The 603-nt window shown below is 54.6% G+C and carries 1 rRNA gene; it reads right to left on the bottom strand.

Features of this window, described 5'->3' with window-relative positions:
• Positions 1-520: ribosomal RNA gene (locus tag WX88_RS26840) — 23S ribosomal RNA — on the bottom strand; the annotation flags it as partial.
• Between the last annotated feature and the right edge of the window lie 83 nt (positions 521-603).

The raw sequence follows: 603 nt of genomic DNA, 5'->3' as shown, positions 1-603 counted from the left end.
TTCTTTTCACCTTTCCCTCACGGTACTAGTTCACTATCGGTGTCTCAGGAGTATGTAGCCTTAGCGGATGGTGCCGCTGGATTCAGACGGGGTTTCTCCGGCCCCGCCCTACTCAGGATTCCACTACCGTACATCAGAATTGTCGCTTACCGGGCTCTCACCGTCTCTGGCGTGCTTTCCCAAGCACTTCAGCTAACTCGATGTAATCAGATATCGTGGTCCTACAACCCCGGATTGGCCGTAACCAACCCGGTTTGGGCTCCTCCCCGTTCGCTCGCCACTACTTGGGGAATCATGGTTATTTTCTTTTCCTGCCGGTACTTAGATGTTTCAGTTCCCGGCGTTTGCCACCGCCAGTCAAGCTGGTCGGCTCTTGGTTCTTCCAACCAAGGGGTTGCCCCATTCGGAAATCCGAGGATCAGCGGGTATGTGCCCCTCCCCCCAGCTTATCGCAGCTTATCGCGTCCTTCGTCGCCTCTGAGACCCTAGGCATCCCCCGTGTGCTCTTGCTTACTTCGCTTTCGTAACTACACTTGTTAGCCCACTGCGAACAATGGCAAGCGCGCTACGCTTCGTTTTTGTTACCCCTTACGTCAAAGAACG

The sequence above is a fragment of the Hymenobacter terrenus genome (assembly GCF_000972495.1).
In the GTDB taxonomy this organism is placed as follows: domain Bacteria; phylum Bacteroidota; class Bacteroidia; order Cytophagales; family Hymenobacteraceae; genus Hymenobacter; species Hymenobacter terrenus.
This window is presented reverse-complemented; position numbering and strand designations above follow the sequence as displayed.